The organism is Chryseobacterium sp. D764 (assembly GCF_019317325.1).
In the GTDB taxonomy this organism is placed as follows: domain Bacteria; phylum Bacteroidota; class Bacteroidia; order Flavobacteriales; family Weeksellaceae; genus Chryseobacterium.
In genome coordinates, this window is sequence record NZ_CP079219.1 from 4,612,738 (window position 1) to 4,627,620 (window position 14,883).

The window sequence follows — 14,883 nt, forward strand, 5'->3', positions numbered from 1 at the left end:
TGACTGTGGTTATTAACTTCCAATTCTCTGTTTCAAATCCTCAGCGCCTCCTGTTTTTCTGGGCTGCCCGTTTTTGGAAGATCCGAAATTGTAGGCGTAAGAAAGTGTCACCACACGGGTATCTCTTTTTACTGCGAAGTTTTCGAGATAATCATTATAAACAGTTTGCCCTTTTATATTGCTTGTAAAGAACATATCGGTGAAGGCCAGCTTCAGGGTGCTATTGTTTTTGAATTTCTTTTGCGCTCCGATATTCAGATACCAGTTAGGACTCACATTCAGATAAGCGTAAATTTCTCTTGCTTTGTAATTTCCGGTAAGTTCGGCAGTGAAACCATTGCCTAATTTGAAGGAATTAATACTGTTGATGCTAAACGTGAAATTTCCTTTGTTATTGATCTGTGTTCCTGAAACATTCCCGGTATATGATCCATAGTAGAAATTAGCACTGTTGTTCATATCCCACCATTTGGTCACCTTTACAGGAGCAATAAGATTTAATCCGAAATAAGATACAGAACTCAGGTTTTCAATGGTTTGTACCGTTACCACCTGTCCGTTTTCTACCACAGGTTTAAGGATATCTGTGATATTATTAGAGGTCTTACTATAGCTTAATGTTGCAAAATATTTGTTGCTCAAGCTGTAAGTCAGTTCATAATTCATCGTGGTCTGTGCATTCAGATCAGGATTTCCTGCCTTAAGCGTGGTGGGATCAAGATAAAACTTAAACGGATTCAGCTGGTTGTAGCTCGGTCTTGTGATTCTTCTGCTGAAATTAACTTCAAGGTTACTTTTATCTGTCAGATCATAAGAAAAGACGGCACTTGGAAACAATTGTGTGTAATTTCTTTTGTTAATTTGATTCGTGGTAAGCTGGGTTCCTTTTACATTGGTGTTTTCCATTCTTAGTCCGGCAGTCGCTTTGAACTTTTCCCATTTTTTAGAGACATTTCCATAGACCGCATTAATATTTTCTTCGTAAATAAAATGATTGGTTTTGGAAAGATCAGGGATCAGAATTCCGGAACTCGCATTGAAAAACTTCAGATCATTGTCTGTTTTTACAAAGCTGGTTTTAATTCCCGTTTCCAGCTTCCATTCATGGTTAAAATTCTTGGTAAGATCAGACTTTAAAGAATAAATGTTCAGTTTTCCATCCATATCACCTTTTATAATATCCAGATTATCTGTTCCGCTGGCTATTTCATGTATTTGGGTATCAAAACTTTGCAGCGAAGAATTTGCATAATTAATGTAATCGAAATCAGTAGAGATTTCAGAGCCTAAAGAATCAATCGTGTATTTATGGTTAAGATTGAATGAAAGATTGGTCCAGCGGTCATTCGATCTGTTGACGGTGGTGAATGAGCTTTCAGGAAGATGGCTGCTTCCCAGTGTCACGTTAGAATTATCTCCGTTTACATTGAATTTATTTGAAACCAGCCCTACAGAAAAGCCAAGCACATTTTTATCATTCAGATAATAATCCATTCCCGCTTTGGCAACATGGCTGTTGAATTTGAATTTCAGATAATTATCCTGTACATATGCTTTTTTGAAATTGTTGGCTTCATAGAAATTCCTGTCCAGGACCAGACCGTTGTAAGCTTCCCTGTAGGCAAAGCTGTAATTTCCGAAAATATTGATTTTCTTATTTCGGTGGTTAATACTGAAACTGTTATTATTCTTCACATATTTACCCGTTCCCAATGACGTGGAAACACTTCCGTTGGTTCCTTTTCTCTGTTCCTTTTTAAGCTTAATATTAATGATTGCAGATCCTGCTGCATCATATTTGGAAGATGGGTTGGTAATGAATTCTATCTTTTCAATCGTAGAGGATGGAATTCCCTTAAGGTAATTGGCAAGGTCACTTCCCGTCATTGGTGTATTTTTGCCGTCAATCTGAATCAGAAGATTTCCTTTTCCGCGAAGGCTTATATTATCATTATTGTCAATACTCACTCCCGGAGCTTTTTCCAATACTTCAAAAGCGGAATTTCCGGTGCTGGCAATGCTGTTTTCAACATTCATAATCATCTTTCCGTCCTGTCTTTCAATAAGAGGTTTGGTTTTGGTGATCGTTACACCTTCAATAGATTTTATATTCAGGTCTATGGAAGGTAGAGTCGTATTTTCGGCCAATGAAATATTTTCTGAATGATAGACTTCAGTACCGTTTCTATTGATCTTTACCTGATAAGTTCCTTGTTTTAAATCATTAAAATTAAACTTACCATTACCATCAGCAATTTCTGTTTTGATTAACTGATGATCTGCATTAAAGAGATTGATCTCCATCTGCTCAGCTTTGCCGGATTGTATATTTCCGGACAATGAAAAACTCTGTGCAGCCTGTTGGGCAGAATATCTGCTGCTGAACAAGATCAGTATACAGATAAATATAAATGAGAGTATTCTGGTCATAGCGTTTTACTTTTTAGGGTTAAGACAGTTTTCTGAAATTTTCAGTAAAGCTGAATACATGACTTCCAGTTCCTCATTTTTAATACCCTTCAAAGCCGTTTTACGGTTCTTCTCCACGATATTCTGAACCTCTCTGATCACTTTTACTCCGGAATCTGTTACTTCCAGATTGGTTTTTCGGCGGTCTTCAGGATGAACATGTCTTGTAATGTATTCGGATTTTACCATTAAATCAATAATCCTCGTGACAGAAGCATTGTCTTTGAAAACAAGATCACCAATCTCATTCTGAGTAATTCCCGGGTTTTCCAGAATCGCTTTGATGATAAGCCACTGATCAATCGTGATCGTATAGCCATGCGCTTTCAGCTGCCGCTGTGCATAGTTTCTGTAGGCTCTGATTGCTTTGTCTATGTTGTAGAATATAATTGAATTTAACTTTTCCATATTTCAGAATTTAAAATGACTTATCAATTATTGATATATCAACTAATTGGTAGAATCCCTTTTTATTTTGTTACAATTCCTGAAAAATATTTTTAAAAAAATTAAAAACGGTTTGTAAATTATTTCTGATTTGTCTTTGTAGAAGCATTTTTCGACTCTGAAGTAAACGTTATATTTTCTGTGGTTTTGAATAATCTGTCGATCTGTTTTCTGACTGAGGCATTCGGAGCAGCTTTGTAAAATTCATTAATCAGATCCAGTGAAGAGGGTTTCTTGGGATATTGATTATTGTTCAGAAAGCTTTTTAAAGCCGTGTTCACGTTCTCTTCACCAATTAAATTGCTCAATTCTACCATGGCTGCAGCACCTTTGGAATAAGAAATATGAGGAACACCTCCCGTAGCTTTATAGATCGGAACATTTTCAGACAATCCTTTTTCATTGTCATAGATCTGCTCATGCACCTGGATTCTTTCCATCATTTTTTCTCTTCCGTGCATTTTTTTGTAAAGCATCATTTCCGTATACATAGCCAGTGTTTCGGTTAGCATTACAGAACCCTCTCTATTGTCAGGATTGATCTGGCTGTTTCCCCACCAGAGATGGGAAAGCTCATGACCAGCCAATTCATTGATGACATCCTGTTTTTTATCCGCCTGTATATTGGCATGGAAAACCATATCTTCAGGCATAAAGACTGCAGAAGGATAAGCTGTTGCAGCAAAGCCTCTGGTGAAAGAAGAAATCTCTGCAAAATTAATGGTTGCAAAAGGATATTTCCCAAAATTCTGCTGGCAGTAATCCAAAGTAAGCTTTGCGTTTTCCAGAAGATGATCTACGTTTTCAAAATGTTTTTGATGATAAAAGATATTGATGGTGATTCCTTTATAGCGCTCACTTTTTATTTCATAGTTAGCTGAAGAAACGGCAAACCGGAAAGGAATCTGATCTGCTTTATACCGGAAATAATGACGGCCGGATTTTGTCCATTTCTTTACTAGGTCTCCTGTGCCTATGGCTGTCTGATTCTCTTCAGTAGAAACAGTCATATTGAGATTAATGAAATCCTTTTTTACTACTTCAGGAGCTTCCGGCTTCTTCAGTTCCGTAAGTTTTCCCAATCTGAATTGGCTGCGTTGTTTTTCATCCTGAATTTCATAATCCTTTTGATAACCGATGGTGGGATAATATCTGCTGATCCTCATAAAAGAACCGTTTTCAATAACGGAATTAAAGGATTGATGGCCATTGACCGCAAACCATTGGTAAAACAGGTTGAAATTCAGGGAAGCTGTCTCGCCCGATTGAATAGCCTGTTTTAATACAACTTCTTTAGTGTTTTTGTTAATTTTCATGGTTTCCCGACCCGATATCAATACGGCAGATTCAAGTTTCAGATCCTCATTAAAGTTGATGAGTATTTTATTGATGGGCTGACCGGTTTGATTGGTAAGAGTATATTTCCCTATAATCTGATAGGCGTTTTCTAAAGGATAAAGATTGATTTCTGTGGTAATATCAGTAATATCAGGCTGTGGCAGATTTTCATACTTCCGGAAGTTTTTTTCGTATTCTACTGAGCTTAAGATAGCCAGGTCTTCATTTTTAGGAACATACCCTTTCATAAAAAATACTCCGGCAAAAATTCCTGAAATCAGCAGAAGAATACTGAGACCAGAAGGAATGACAGAGATTTTTTTAATCCTTATAAAATGATTAAACATCCATAAAGTACAGATGATACCCGTTCCGAACAGAAGTCTTTGTGCAAAAGCCTTTTCATAGATCCCATAGCCGTTAAAATCACTGTAAGTGCCTTTAAAATCTGAAAATATTCTGAAAAGAGGGTAGGAGATGATTTTCCCGGAAACAGGACCGGACAATACAAAAACTGCGAGAATGGAAACTGCGAGTGCAATGAACTTATTAGGAATTCTGTCATTAATCAGAAGGATCAATCCGGAAAAAAGGATCAAGGGGAAAGTGTTGAAAAGGAAAACACCCAGATAAGCCCTCCAGTCGATATAAAAATACTGATAGGCAGCCTGGAAAACAATTCCCTGAGCAATTAAAATTCCTGTAAAGAAAAACAGCAGGAGGCTGATTGAAATAAAATGCCCGGTTACTTTGTTTTTGGAGAAATAAGTACTGTTTTCAATGAGGAAAAATCCGGAAGACCGGCTTCTCCAGAAGATATCGTTCAGAAAATACACTGAAATAAGAAGGCCAAGCAGATGGAAATTCTCTGAAATAGTTTTAGCCATAAGTCCAGAACCGGCATATTTCTGCGGAAGGCGAATTCCTTTTTCAATCTCGGCATACATTTCCATGCCGACACAAAATAAAAGGAGGATAGAAACAGCAGGAACAGCAATGCTTTTGAACAGATACGTAAGGTCGATTTTTACAAAAGAAAATACAGCCCGAGAAGAAGCCGATCCGCCAAAGTTTGCTGAAACAGTTGAATATTCTGATCTATCCGTTTCAGATAATAACTGAATAGGTCCCGATGTTTTTACTTTCTTTCCGGATACATTGGAGAATGAAAATAACCTGAATGAAAGAAGAAGAAATCCAACTGATATCAGGATAAATAAGAGTCTGTTGAACAGCAGATAACCTGTAAAAGGAACCATCTGAATATTTTTCTGATATGAACTCAGATCACGGGCCTGCATGAAATAAGCAGACAGTCCAAAAGGGTCAATCAAAGCCGAAAGCTGTTGTGTCTCTAAAGACTGTGGCAAACTTCCCGCCATAAAAGGAGAGTTGGAAAACAGTAAAACAATCATATATAACACATACAGAAGCAGCCCGCCCACTACAACCAGTAGTTTTTTCTTAACAATAAATGAAATAAGAAACAGGAAACTGCAGACAAAAAAGCTGTTGATGAGGCCGAAGATCAATAGTGGATAGATGTAATGAATGATATTAAAACCTTCCTGCATTTCACTGCCGGTACGCATGATTTGTCCTATGAGAAATCCTGTCATCAGAAATGAAAAACTTACAAAGGTCTGGAGGAAATAAGTGGTGAATTTCCCTTTCAGGTAAGTGGACTTTGAAAAAGGAAATGAAAACAGAATATGGTCAAATTTTGAATCCTGATCTTTAAACAACAGCTGTAAGGCATACACGCTGGCAAAAAAAATAATAGCAAGACTCAGCATTCCGGTCATAAAACCGATGGTATAGGGTGAGTTTAAATAAATTCCTTCTCCTACTGAAAGATTAAACTGGCTCCCACAAAAAATACCGAGAGCTGCTAAAAGTAAGGCCACAAGATAGGTGAGCCAGTGCTTGCTAGTGCGTCTGGCTTCAAATAAAAATATAGTATTCATGATTAAGGTTTTTGAGTGAGTGTATGGAAATAAACGTGTTCCAATAAAGGAGTTACGGAACTGAAATTTTTGGGAGATTCTTCAGAAAATACAGTAATATGAAGTTCTCTTTCGAGAAGCTGTCTGCTGATAATCTCATACTTGGAACTATAAGTATCCAGTTCGGTTTTGTCAATAGGTTTTGACCAGATTTTGTTGTCCAGCGCTGCAATTAATTTTCCGGGATTCCCTTTTCTGAGAATCTGTCCGTGGTTCATCACTGCCATTTCTGAGCAAAGATTTCTGACATCTTCAACGAGATGAGTTGACAAAATAACGATAACCTCCTGGCTGATATCATTGAGCAATGTATTGAATCGGTTGCGTTCTTCAGGATCCAGTCCTGCGGTGGGCTCATCTACAATAATAATTTTTGGATCTCCCAATAATGCCTGAGCTACGCCAAAACGCTGTTTCATCCCTCCTGAGAAGGTGTGTACTTCTTTTTTAGCAAAATCAGAAAGGTTGACCTTTTCAAGCAGACCCAGAATTTGATTTTTACGTTGGTTTTTATCGGTGATACCTTTTAATACAGCAATATGTTCCAATAGGTCGTAGGCTGATACTTTCGGATAAACTCCAAAATCCTGAGGAAGAAATCCAAGATTCTGTTTGATATAATCGGGATTCTTGATAATATCTACTTCATTGAAAAGAATCGTTCCCGATGTTGGTTTCTGAAGCCCCACAATGGTTTTCATCAGAGATGATTTTCCGGCTCCGTTGGGTCCCAGCAGTCCGAACATTCCGTTTTTGATGTCGAGAGAAATGTCCTTAATGGCTTGAAAACCATTTTTATAGGTAAGACTTAAGTTGTTGATGGATAATGTATTCATAATGTTATGTTTGGGGAATAGAAGGACAGGCGGCCTTTCGGCAGCGATTTTAGAGGTTTAAAGTTTAAAGTTTAAAGTTTAGGGTTTGGAGGTTAGCTGGAAGTTAAAAGTTAGATGCGGAATTTTTACACATTCATCTTCAAACTCACCAACCCGAAACTCGTACCTCGAATCCCGTTTACTCTTTAAATTCAAGAATATCGCCGGGCTGGCATTCCAGGATTTTACAGATGGCTTCAAGCGTATCGAAGCGGACCCCTTTGGCTTTTCCGGTTTTAAGGATAGAGAGGTTGACGGGCGTGATACCCAGTTTTTCTGCCAATTCTTTACTCTGCATTTTTCGTTTGGCAAGCATCACATCTAAGTTGACTATAATTGGCATTTTAAATAAATAGGTCTTGTTCGTTTTGCAAATGTAGTCCTTGCTTAAAGATATTCGCAAGAAACAGACAGAAAATTCCAAGCATAAAGTGAATAAACACCAGTCCCCATATCATACTTTCTACTTCCACAAAGAAACTCGCGATAATCACCAGCGGAAGGGGAATAAAAATATTGTACAGGTAAAATTTCTTAAGCTGATTGATATTTTCCTGCGTAAACAGTTTCTGCTGGAAAAATACTTTGAAAACCCTGGCAGATAACCAGAAAAAGATTCCATACGTGATGAGTACAGCCAGAAATGAAAAAATCATATAGGAGTAATTGTTTTCGATATTCAGAAATGGCTGTTCTGTAAACGGATAATTGATGTGGAGAAACTTTCCCTCTTTGTAAGGTGTAACCGCAAATCCGGTGATAAGACAGAATATAGAGTACACAAAAGTGATTAAATATCCAGCTGACAATACAGAGCAGATATAAAATAAAATCCTTGAAATAATTTTGGTCTGGTTCATGGCACGAACATTAATTACTATTGCAAATGTATAATTAATTATCGTAAAACAATAATTAATTTAAATAAAATTTTATTTTTTTAAATTTGATGCTTCTCAAAAAAACCGATAGAATAATGTGATAATCAAAGTTTTTAATTAATTTTAAATAACAAAAAGATAGAAATCATGGCTTACAGTACTGAACTTGCCGAGCGGGTACGTGAACGGCTTTCAATGGTAGAAAATATTGAGGTTGAAGAGAAGAAAATGTTCAGCGGACTGTCTTTTCTGGTGAACGGGAAGATGTGCATCAATATCAGTCATGACAACCTGATGTGCCGTTATGATCCTGAGCTGGAAGATGAGGTTTCGGAGAAAAAAGGTTTTCTGCCGATGATTATGAAAGGGAAGCAGCTCAATGGGTATTGCTATGTAGAACCCATTGGTTTTAAAAAAGCAGATGATTTTGAATACTGGATCAAAATCTGTCTGGATTATAATCCGATAGCAAAGGCTTCGAAGAAGTGAGTTTTGGAGAGTGAGAATGTTTGAGAGTAAGAGAGTGGGAATGCCGGAATTCAGCAGTCCCACATTCATCATTCATCATTTATAATTCATCATTATCTCCGTACAGTTTTTCTCTGATCTGAATTAATATTTTTGTTGTTTTTTCCAGATCCGGCCCGTCAGGAAGACTGGAGGCAGAATAATGATTTTCTATTGATTCTATAAGGTTTTCTGCCTTTTGCATTACGTTTTCATACGATTGATTGCCTACTTTGATATCTAACAGTTCGTCGCGGTTTTCTACGAGGATCGTCAGTGAGCTGGTTTTAAAAATCTGCTCACAGGACTGCAGCAGCCGGATCGTGTGCATCATGTTCTTGCTGTCGTAATTCTGTCCGTGATTCTGATTGACATTATAGCGGTCTTCATTGCGCTCAGCCACCCATTTCCAGTATTCCCTGTAGTCTTTGCAGTACACAGAGTAGGCATCGAGGTTGCAGAACATATAAGCAACAGGTTTTTCATCTTTAGGAATGGATGAGACAGAAACCTGGTTTGCCTCTTCATTTTGGATAACACCTTTATATCCCAACGTTCCAGTGTCATCATAAAATAAAGCATACGTTCCTTTTGTATGGTCAATGCTTATTAATCCGCATTTCTCTTGTGATAAACCACCCCGTCCTGCGGACACCCCTCCAGAGGATGGGAATTCAAGAAGCCATTTTTTCAAGGGTACAGAACCTTGTCCTTCAAGAATAAAACAGAAATCCAGAACAGATTTTCTCTCTTTATCGATAGGATTTAAAATCTTTTTGTTGAGACCTTTTGCTTTTTTAATCTGTGAAACAGCATAGCCAGCAAAGGTATCTTTACATAGTCTTGATAGAAAATCTTCAGTTTTCAACAAATCCATCAACGGATGTTTATATTGGATACAATCCTCCGGACTGGCCAGAATTTCAAGAATATTGGGATTGTTTTTCTGTAACAGTTCAACAAATCTCCCGATTTCATAATACGTAATGTCATTTGTCTCATTGGAAATCTGCGGAATATAGTTCAGGCCAAAGAAATCTTCCTTCGGCAAGTAATACACACCACGGATATCCGTATCAGAATTCTCCGTTGCCAGCCCGAAAGCCCGGCTTCCGGAAATGGCTTCGAAGAGGAGAAGGTTGTTATTTTTTAGGTCTTGGATGGTCATTTTAATTATTTAAATTGTAGCTTTTTGATGAAGTCAATTTTTTGATATTTAATGGAACTCGCATTAATTTCAATTTTTTCAAAATCATAGTGAGAACGCCCTGCAATATACCCGGTTTTATCATCATTAATGATTAGGAATTCTTCACCTCCACAGGTTTCAAATGTGTAAATTCCAATATAAAAAGGAATTGAATCATATTCCTGAAGACATGTATTCAAAAAAGAAAAATCAATATTTTCAGAGACAAATTTTTTTTCAAGCAATGAATATTCATAATTCCCCTCATCAATCATATTTTGAAGAAATTCAAAATCTATAGCAGAATCTACATATTTCCCGATAATAAACTCAACAAATTCTTTAGTGTAAAATATTTTATAATCATCAGTTTTTTTTAGTACCTGATAATAAAAATTGTCGGAATCTTCTGAAAATTTGGCAAAATAAGTCTGTATATTTTCTGGTATTACAATTCTATACTTTGACTGTATGATATTACAATGTTTAATAAAAGAGTTTTCTTTTTCCATGGATATTAATTTTTAATACAACTGTTCACAATTACTTCCAAAGCACTTCAAATGGTTTAAATTATAGCGCTAATATTTCCCTAAAAACCCTCTCCATCTCACCCTTATCCGCTTTTCCTCCTGACAGACTTTTCGATTTTTCTTCATTCTCAGCGATTGTTTTCTCCAGAAATTCAAACAGTTCCCAATCATTCGGGTGATAATAAGATTCTCCTTTGGTTGCTTTTAAGGTGATAAGATCTTCTATTTTTCCTCTGGTTGTATCATCCGTTAAAACAAGCAGATCACTGAACAGTACAGGAGGAACCGTTCCTTTTTCTATGATCCATTTTCCCGTTAATGTGGTTCGTAAGCAATAAAAGTAACTTTTTAATTTTACTTCATCACTTCTGCAGGCTTCCAGATATTTCTTGCTCATGCTTAAATAATGATAAGAAACCGCAACCGGAGAAAAACAGGTGTCTGCCAACGGGCTGAACAGTTCTACAAACTTTTCATTTGCTTTATATACTATTGGAGAATAAAACCAGCTTAGTAAGGCTGCATTCGACTTCAGCAAAAGATGAAAGGTCTTTCGCAGATCCCAACCCGAACCGTCCAGATTATCTTCTGTCATAAATTCTATTGTTTCATCCTTATCCCATGGAGAAAGATACCAGTCTTTTTCATGACGGTATATGAAACGTATGTCATAATCACTGTCAGGAGAGGCAAAACCCCAGGCTCTGCTTCCTGATTCTACCGCAAGAAGGACTTCTACGCCCCGGCTTGCTTCAACTTCTTTTATTTTTTCAAGTATTTTTGGTGTCATTGTTTTTGATTTATAATGCAAAGGAAAGAATGGTGTGCGCAATGTTCTTACGTAGAATTTTTGTGTTTGAAAGTTTTAGTGTGAGAGAGTTTGAGGGTGTGTATCTAACTTGCAGCCCTAAGCTTATAAAAACTACTGAAAAAGGTACAAATTCTTCCTCATTTCACTAATATTGCACTTTCTCAATTTAACATAACTACATTTAATATCCATGTTATCATCAGAATTACAGCATAAAATTGATTTTAAGACAAAACCGTTAGGTGCATTAGGACATTTGGAACACCTTGCTCACAAAATCGGAATGGTTCAGAAGACCACTTCACCACAGTTATTGAATCCTCATATGGTGGTTTTTGCTGCCGATCACGGAATTGCTGCTGCAGGCGTAAGTGCTTACCCACAGGAAGTAACCTATCAGATGGTCATGAATTTTCTGGGTGGTGGTGCAGCCATCAATGTTTTTTGCAGACAGCATGGTATTAAGATTAAAATTGTAGATGCCGGAGTGAATTTTGATTTTCCTGAAGGGCTGAATCTGATTTATAAAAAAGTCAGAAAATCCAGCCGTAATATCCTGGAAGAACCAGCCATGACTTTTGAAGAATACCAGCTGGCACTTAAAAATGGAAAGGCTGTAGTTGCTGAAATTGCTGGAAAGGACTGTAATATCATTGGTTTCGGTGAAATGGGAATCGGGAATACTTCAGCTTCTTCATTGATGATGAGCAAACTGTTTGACATTCCGATTACCAATTGTATAGGACGCGGAACAGGTTTGAATGACCACCAGTTACAAAATAAGATCAGTATCTTAACAGAAGCGATAGAGAAATATCCGTCTGAAATGACTGAGGATGAAATTGCTCAAATCTTTGGCGGATTAGAAATTGTACAAATGATCGGAGCCATTGAAGAAGCTTATCATCATAATATGCTGATTATGGTAGATGGATTTATTGCAACGGTAGCAGTAGCAACGGTATGGAAAAAGAATCCTGAAATCCTGAACAATTGCATTTTCTGTCATGTAAGCAATGAAAATGCCCACCCTCAATTGTTGGGACTGATGAGGGAGAAAGCTATTTTAAATCTGAATCTGCGACTTGGTGAAGGAACAGGCTGTGCATTGGCCTATCCAATTATTCAAAGTGCGGTTAATTTCCTGAATGAAATGTCAAGTTTTGAAGATGCTCACATTTCCAATAAATCGTCTTAAGCTTTATAAAATAATAAAGGGGCAATAAAGCCCCTTTTATGTATCAATGCAATCTGTTAGTAAGTCTTGGCAACATCTTTACCAGTAAACATCATTCTTATAGGTTTCTTTTGGATCGCATCCTCATTAAAATTATAGATTTTAAAAATCAGTTCAGTAGGAATGTATCTGTATAAACCGTCATCCACTAAATATATTTTGCCGTCATTGGTGTTTTGTACCAGTTGATTGGCTGAGGTAATATCAGGTCCTCTCTCTCCGGTATAGTCGTTGATATTGTTAACTTTTAAAAGTTTCCACTCTTTAGATTTTCCGGTTCTTGGATCTGGTTTAAAATCAAACAATCCATTCACAACAGACCAGGAATCAATACGTCTTAAAGTACTTTCAAAGACAAGATAAACTGCTCCTGTGCTGGTATCCTGGAAAAATTCTCCGTCACGAATTCTGAAAGCTTTAGGCTCTGATTCTTTCAGGTAGAAGGAAATACCTTCATAAACAAATCCATCTTTTCCATCCCCCAATTCATTCTTATCTCTCGTATAGAAGTGGGTCTTTTTATCACCATTAAAATACCTGTAAATAGGAAAGCTTCCTGGCTCATCACCGTTATAACTGGTACCGAGATCTCTTTTTTCCCAGTAACTTTGACCTGTAAGCTCATTAGGGTTAGTCGTTAATACCAGATCATTAGTTCCTGTATGAAACCATCTTGTAATTACCGGACCGGGGCCATCTGCAGAACCTAATAATCTCTCCTGAAAATAATAGCTTAATCCAGGATAGGATTTAGGAAGTTCGGATGGTAAAGGGGAGGTATTGTACAGATATTTTTTAGTAAGATCACTGTAGAAACCGTAAATAGGATTAGTTAAATAAAAAGATTTAGACCAGATTCCTGCAGGAGGAGGAGTGGGTGTATCAGGGTTATCTCTGAAGCCTCCTTTTGCCAGCATGTTTTTTCCGGATGAATTTAAGGCTTGTGATTCATTTACATTTTCCAGTTCATCACCGGGAGCTGAACAGCTTACTATGGATATAAGACATAATCCAACGAAATACGCTTTTTTCATTTGTTTTTTTTCATGGTTATTAATGGTGCAAAAGTAAAAAAACACTGTATTTAAAGTGAAAATAGTAAGGTGATAACATTCATGTTTTTCATTTTTCCCATTTATCTTTTGATCATATCTGAAAGCTTTCCTAATTTTACTGAAATTGATTAATCCCGGTTTTTATATCTAAAAAACAATGAAAGTCCTCAAGAATGAACTGATCTACTTTGCAACAGCGCTGATGTTTTTCACAAGAATCCCGGTTCCGTTTACCATTCCTTATTCCAGTGAGATTATGAACAAATCTCAAAAGTATTTTGCCTGGGTTGGGTTGGTAATAGGACTTATCAATGCGGTGATCCTTTATCTTTCCACAATGCTTTTTAATTTGGAAATAGGAATTGTTTTAATGATGATCTCCAGTGTTTTGCTTACCGGAGCTTTTCATGAAGATGGTTTTACAGATATGTGCGACAGTTTCGGAGGCGGCTATGGAAAGGAAAAAATCCTGACTATTATGAAAGACAGCCGGGTAGGAGCATATGGAACGATTGGAATTATCCTTCTTTTTGCTTTGAAATTTTATAGCATCCAGGCTTTGGGAGTTGTTGCTCCATTGAGAGTCCTCGGCATCATTATTTTAGCGCATACGGCAAGCCGGTTTATTTCAGGGACTATGATTTATACCCACCAATACGTTACTGATATTGATGTCAGCAAATCGAAACCTTTAGCCAATAAACCATTGGATAAAATGGCTTTACTGGTGGGGTTTATCAGTGTTTTAATTGCTTTTGCCCTGATTCCGGACTGGCGGTTGATTTTCGCTTTTGCGCTGGCATATTCAGGCAAAATATATATGGGTTGGTATTTTAAAAAGCATATCGGCGGCTATACAGGCGATTGTCTGGGATCTGTGCAGCAGGTTTGTGAAGTTTTATTTTACTTAGGAACAATGATCGTATGGAAATTCATTTAATCCGTCATACTGCCGTAGAAAATCCGGAAAATCTATGTTATGGTTTTGCTGAAATGCCTTTAAGAAAAGAGTATCCTGAAGATTTTAAAACGTTGGAGATAGATGATGATTATGATATGATAATCTCCAGTCCTTCCCAACGCTGCTGTCTTTTAGCTGATTATTTTAAATTCGATTATCGGACAGATGAAAGACTTCGGGAAATGAATTTCGGGAACTGGGAACTGAAAAAATGGACTGATATTCCGGAAGAAGAAATCAATCCCTGGTACAAAGATTTTGTCAATATCAAAGCTTCTGGCGGAGAAAATCTCCTTGAAATGCAGACCCGTGTTCTCAATTTTTGGAATGCATTAATTCAGAAAAAAGATATACATAAAGTTCTCATTGCCACGCATGCCGGAGTCATTCGTCTGATTGTTCAGACTGTGCTTCAGTTTCCGCTGGAAAATATGTTCAGTATTCAGATTGATTATGGAAAGAAAGTGATCATTAATGTAGATGCAGGCATCTTTTCTGTTAAAAAGATAAATGTATAGACACTGTAAAGTTCTTTACTAACTAGAATATGATGTTTAGATTCCTATGGAATGAC

At 37.0% G+C, this 14,883-nt stretch carries 14 protein-coding genes; 4 read left to right on the top strand and 10 right to left on the bottom strand.

Annotated features, from left to right (window positions below):
• Positions 1-12: 12 nt before the first annotated feature.
• From KYG33_RS21035 to KYG33_RS21060, 6 genes are all read right to left on the bottom strand, one after another.
• Positions 13-2,430, bottom strand: a complete 2,418-nt coding sequence (locus KYG33_RS21035) for a TonB-dependent receptor (protein ID WP_219072353.1) — start codon at positions 2,428-2,430, stop codon at positions 13-15.
• A 6-nt stretch (positions 2,431-2,436) separates the two neighbouring features.
• Entirely contained in the window at positions 2,437-2,877 is a 441-nt protein-coding gene (locus KYG33_RS21040) for a MarR family winged helix-turn-helix transcriptional regulator (RefSeq protein WP_047381143.1), read from the bottom strand.
• Positions 2,878-2,996: 119 nt separating this feature from the next.
• Entirely contained in the window at positions 2,997-6,221 is a 3,225-nt protein-coding gene (locus tag KYG33_RS21045) for a M1 family aminopeptidase (RefSeq protein ID WP_219072354.1), read from the bottom strand.
• Positions 6,222-6,223: 2 nt separating this feature from the next.
• Positions 6,224-7,096 carry an ABC transporter ATP-binding protein gene (locus tag KYG33_RS21050; protein ID WP_219072355.1) on the bottom strand — a complete coding sequence of 291 codons (873 nt, stop codon included), beginning with the start codon at positions 7,094-7,096 and terminating at the stop codon, positions 6,224-6,226.
• Positions 7,097-7,274: 178 nt separating this feature from the next.
• Positions 7,275-7,478 (bottom strand): helix-turn-helix domain-containing protein, encoded by a 204-nt coding sequence (locus tag KYG33_RS21055; RefSeq protein ID WP_002980904.1) that lies wholly within the window; start codon positions 7,476-7,478, stop codon positions 7,275-7,277.
• Between the two features lies 1 nt (position 7,479).
• Entirely contained in the window at positions 7,480-7,995 is a 516-nt protein-coding gene (locus KYG33_RS21060) for a DUF2975 domain-containing protein (protein WP_219072356.1), read from the bottom strand.
• Positions 7,996-8,163: 168 nt separating this feature from the next.
• Here KYG33_RS21060 and KYG33_RS21065 point away from each other — a divergent pair, with 168 nt between their 5' ends.
• The gene (locus tag KYG33_RS21065) at positions 8,164-8,505 is read left to right on the top strand and encodes a TfoX/Sxy family protein (RefSeq protein ID WP_219072357.1); all 342 of its coding nucleotides are present in this window, start codon (positions 8,164-8,166) and stop codon (positions 8,503-8,505) included.
• A 79-nt stretch (positions 8,506-8,584) separates the two neighbouring features.
• On the opposite strand, the gene KYG33_RS21070 is transcribed toward KYG33_RS21065, so the two are convergent.
• From KYG33_RS21070 to KYG33_RS21080, 3 genes are all read right to left on the bottom strand, one after another.
• Entirely contained in the window at positions 8,585-9,691 is a 1,107-nt protein-coding gene (locus KYG33_RS21070; protein ID WP_219072358.1) for a DNA polymerase beta superfamily protein, read from the bottom strand.
• Positions 9,692-9,696: 5 nt separating this feature from the next.
• Positions 9,697-10,224, bottom strand: coding sequence for a hypothetical protein (locus KYG33_RS21075; protein ID WP_180565418.1), 528 nt, complete (start codon positions 10,222-10,224; stop codon positions 9,697-9,699).
• A 61-nt stretch (positions 10,225-10,285) separates the two neighbouring features.
• Positions 10,286-11,035 carry a DNA polymerase beta superfamily protein gene (locus KYG33_RS21080; protein WP_219072359.1) on the bottom strand — a complete coding sequence of 250 codons (750 nt, stop codon included), beginning with the start codon at positions 11,033-11,035 and terminating at the stop codon, positions 10,286-10,288.
• Positions 11,036-11,246: 211 nt separating this feature from the next.
• Between KYG33_RS21080 and cobT the strand changes: the two genes are divergently transcribed.
• Positions 11,247-12,254, top strand: coding sequence for a nicotinate-nucleotide--dimethylbenzimidazole phosphoribosyltransferase (gene cobT, locus KYG33_RS21085; protein ID WP_219072360.1), 1,008 nt, complete (start codon positions 11,247-11,249; stop codon positions 12,252-12,254).
• 56 nt (positions 12,255-12,310) lie between these two features.
• On the opposite strand, the gene KYG33_RS21090 is transcribed toward cobT, so the two are convergent.
• A complete protein-coding gene (locus tag KYG33_RS21090) occupies positions 12,311-13,327 on the bottom strand; it encodes a hypothetical protein (RefSeq protein ID WP_219072361.1) in 1,017 nt (338 codons plus the stop codon).
• Between the two features lie 178 nt (positions 13,328-13,505).
• Between KYG33_RS21090 and KYG33_RS21095 the strand changes: the two genes are divergently transcribed.
• Entirely contained in the window at positions 13,506-14,288 is a 783-nt protein-coding gene (locus tag KYG33_RS21095) for an adenosylcobinamide-GDP ribazoletransferase (protein WP_219072362.1), read from the top strand.
• Positions 14,273-14,827 (top strand): histidine phosphatase family protein, encoded by a 555-nt coding sequence (locus KYG33_RS21100; protein ID WP_219072363.1) that lies wholly within the window; start codon positions 14,273-14,275, stop codon positions 14,825-14,827. Before KYG33_RS21095 ends, KYG33_RS21100 begins: the two co-directional genes overlap by 16 nt.
• The last annotated feature ends 56 nt before the right edge of the window (positions 14,828-14,883 follow it).

Coding starts and splice junctions, on each gene's coding strand:
- KYG33_RS21035 (WP_219072353.1), bottom strand. CDS start 2,430: ATGACCAGAATACTCTCATTTATATTTATCTGTATACTGATCTTGTTC.
- KYG33_RS21070 (WP_219072358.1), bottom strand. CDS start 9,691: ATGACCATCCAAGACCTAAAAAATAACAACCTTCTCCTCTTCGAAGCC.
- KYG33_RS21055 (WP_002980904.1), bottom strand. CDS start 7,478: ATGCCAATTATAGTCAACTTAGATGTGATGCTTGCCAAACGAAAAATG.
- KYG33_RS21050 (WP_219072355.1), bottom strand. CDS start 7,096: ATGAATACATTATCCATCAACAACTTAAGTCTTACCTATAAAAATGGT.
- KYG33_RS21045 (WP_219072354.1), bottom strand. CDS start 6,221: ATGAATACTATATTTTTATTTGAAGCCAGACGCACTAGCAAGCACTGG.
- KYG33_RS21075 (WP_180565418.1), bottom strand. CDS start 10,224: ATGGAAAAAGAAAACTCTTTTATTAAACATTGTAATATCATACAGTCA.
- KYG33_RS21100 (WP_219072363.1), top strand. CDS start 14,273: ATGGAAATTCATTTAATCCGTCATACTGCCGTAGAAAATCCGGAAAAT.
- KYG33_RS21040 (WP_047381143.1), bottom strand. CDS start 2,877: ATGGAAAAGTTAAATTCAATTATATTCTACAACATAGACAAAGCAATC.
- KYG33_RS21090 (WP_219072361.1), bottom strand. CDS start 13,327: ATGAAAAAAGCGTATTTCGTTGGATTATGTCTTATATCCATAGTAAGC.
- KYG33_RS21065 (WP_219072357.1), top strand. CDS start 8,164: ATGGCTTACAGTACTGAACTTGCCGAGCGGGTACGTGAACGGCTTTCA.
- cobT (WP_219072360.1), top strand. CDS start 11,247: ATGTTATCATCAGAATTACAGCATAAAATTGATTTTAAGACAAAACCG.
- KYG33_RS21095 (WP_219072362.1), top strand. CDS start 13,506: ATGAAAGTCCTCAAGAATGAACTGATCTACTTTGCAACAGCGCTGATG.
- KYG33_RS21060 (WP_219072356.1), bottom strand. CDS start 7,995: ATGAACCAGACCAAAATTATTTCAAGGATTTTATTTTATATCTGCTCT.
- KYG33_RS21080 (WP_219072359.1), bottom strand. CDS start 11,035: ATGACACCAAAAATACTTGAAAAAATAAAAGAAGTTGAAGCAAGCCGG.